The organism is Tepidibacter thalassicus DSM 15285, from assembly GCF_900129915.1.
GTDB lineage: Bacteria > Bacillota > Clostridia > Peptostreptococcales > Peptostreptococcaceae > Tepidibacter > Tepidibacter thalassicus.
The window spans coordinates 1-2,325 of sequence record NZ_FQXH01000050.1 but is presented as its reverse complement, the minus strand read 5'-3'; the positions used below and the strand labels follow the sequence as shown (position 1 = coordinate 2,325).

Below are 2,325 nucleotides of genomic sequence, written 5' to 3'. Positions count from 1 at the left end.
TAATGAAACAATAGCAATAAAAACAGGACTTTCTGTAGAGGAAGTTAATAAATTAAGGGAGTAAAAATAGCCATGGCATTTGCCATGGCTATTTTAATTTTAGATTTTTTATACATAAGGGTTATGAACATCATCAAATTAATATAAAGAACAAAGACTAAATTTTTAAAGGAAATTAGTAGAAGAATTAAATAAAAACTTAGCTAAGGTTTTATTTTGTAAATAGTTAACATGTTATTTTAATTTTTAGATTTAAAATCACATTCTTCTTTAATTTTTAAATATCTTTTTCAATTGATAGATAGAAATAATAACTAAAGCAATTCCTAAAATGTCAAACCATAAAGGCTGAAATTGAGACGTATCAGATATAAGTATATAATTGGGTATTTTTATTTGTAATAAATTAATAACTATAAAATCTATTGAGTTATTAATTGAGTGAGCAAATATACAAGGAATAATTGATTTAGTTTTTAAATAGAGCCAACCGTAGAATAACCCACTAATAGAGGCTGTTATAAATTGATATATATTCATATGAGCTAACCCAAAAACCAAAGCTGAAATAATAAGAGCTTTTTTTGGGGAATAATTTTCAAGATAACCTTTTAAAATAATCCCTCTAAATATAAATTCTTCAAATAATGGACCAAATAAAACTAATGATAAAAAAAATCCTAAGGATGGTAATTGACCGAACTTTATTTCTTTTTCAGCCATAGAATTAAGTGTTTCAAATGAGAGAAAAACAATAATGGTTCATAAAGCAGAGACTAAAACTGCTCAGATAAAGGAAAGAGAAGAAGGAATAATAGAAAGAGAGTATAAAAAAACTATAGAAATAGCTAAAAATTTACTAGATATTTCAGATGATGAAATAATATCAATAAAAACAGGACTTTTATATAGAGAAAGTTAATAGGTTGAGAAGGTAAGAAAAGCCATGGCAGATGCCATGGTTATTTTTTATATAAATTCATAATCCTAAATTTATAATATTTTTGCTTGAATTTTGTGTTGAGAGATATAAGATATCTTTAATAAAAAAAAGACAGAGTTCTTGATAAAAAAATTCTGTCTAAAATTAAATAAAAACTTAGCTAAGATTTTATTTGTAAAAGATAATAAAAGTTTTGTATATTGCTATAAAAATATAATTTTAAATATTTTAATTATTTATAATTTTTAAATAAATTAAATGTATCTACAATAATATAAACAATATCAATAATAATATTAATAAAATTATCCAAATTATATCCCACCTTTTAAAATTGTAGAAAAAATTTTGATATCTGTAAATTAAATTTTACAATATAAATTAAGATAATTCACATTATAAATAGTTATTTTTGTAATAAATTAAGTTTCTTTTGTTGGATTAGCAATGTTATTCCTGATAATAATAGTAAAATGCTAACGATAGATAAAGATATAATTATATCTTTGTGAAAATTAATGTTTGTATAAAATGAAGATATAATTACTGGAACAAAATATAATATGCCAAATATAATTAGAATTATACTTATGGTCAATTTCCAATTTGTATTATCTAGTAATTTTAAGCTTCCTAATATAGAAATTAGACTAATTCCATTTAGAATTATAATTGTTAATAAGTTATTAATTTTAAATAGATTTGAATTAAACAAAGATGAAAGAGTAAATAATATTTCAGTTATAATAAAAAACAAACCTATTATGAATAAAATTATACCTAAAATTTTTTTTAATTTATTCATAAATATAGCCTCCTAAAAAATATATTATTTATAATAATATATAGATATATGTATCAAACATAGCATTTTTATTGATTTGAAAATTTCACCTTTTATAGAAATTAAAATAAAGGAGAGTCGTTCAATAATATGTAATTGAACAATCTTCTGCTAATAAAAGTATAAACTATATTTAATAGATATTTTTAATGACCGCTAGCTTTTTTTATTTTATCCCAACCTTCGCTAACATCCCATGCTGCTCTTTCTACTAATAGAGGGTTGTAAAGAGACATTATTGCTTCTGCACCACCTTTTGCTATTTGTAGTGTACCAACAAAAGCTTGACCAGCTTCTTTCCAACCTCCTCCGTTTGTACTCATCATTTCTTCAACTCTTAATTCTTTCATAAAGGCTACCTTCTTAAAATATGTATTATTTTGATTAATAAATTACTTTGTCGCGACAAAATTATTAAAACAAATTTAATTCGTAAAATCAACATATATGTCATGAATTGTCAATATAATATCATGAATTGCAAAAATTACATTTTATGATATTTATTTAATCATTCGTGATATTTATATTGACTTTT

At 22.2% G+C, this 2,325-nt stretch carries 3 protein-coding genes; 1 reads left to right on the top strand and 2 read right to left on the bottom strand.

Annotated elements, in window-relative coordinates; genetic code table 11:
* Positions 1-270: 270 nt before the first annotated feature.
* A complete protein-coding gene (locus BUA19_RS11350; RefSeq protein WP_072726585.1) occupies positions 271-723 on the bottom strand; it encodes a CPBP family intramembrane glutamic endopeptidase in 453 nt (150 codons plus the stop codon).
* A 34-nt stretch (positions 724-757) separates the two neighbouring features.
* Between BUA19_RS11350 and BUA19_RS11835 the strand changes: the two genes are divergently transcribed.
* Entirely contained in the window at positions 758-922 is a 165-nt protein-coding gene (locus BUA19_RS11835; protein WP_178137507.1) for a hypothetical protein, read from the top strand.
* Positions 923-1,933: 1,011 nt separating this feature from the next.
* Here the strand turns inward: BUA19_RS11835 and BUA19_RS11340 are convergent.
* Positions 1,934-2,137, bottom strand: a complete 204-nt coding sequence (locus tag BUA19_RS11340; protein ID WP_072726581.1) for a hypothetical protein — start codon at positions 2,135-2,137, stop codon at positions 1,934-1,936.
* Positions 2,138-2,325: the final 188 nt, after the last annotated feature.

Excerpts from the sequence above, each read along its gene's own strand:
- BUA19_RS11350 (WP_072726585.1), bottom strand. The coding sequence starts at position 723 with ATGGCTGAAAAAGAAATAAAGTTCGGTCAATTACCATCCTTAGGATTT.
- BUA19_RS11835 (WP_178137507.1), top strand. The coding sequence starts at position 758 with ATGGTTCATAAAGCAGAGACTAAAACTGCTCAGATAAAGGAAAGAGAA.
- BUA19_RS11340 (WP_072726581.1), bottom strand. The coding sequence starts at position 2,137 with ATGAAAGAATTAAGAGTTGAAGAAATGATGAGTACAAACGGAGGAGGT.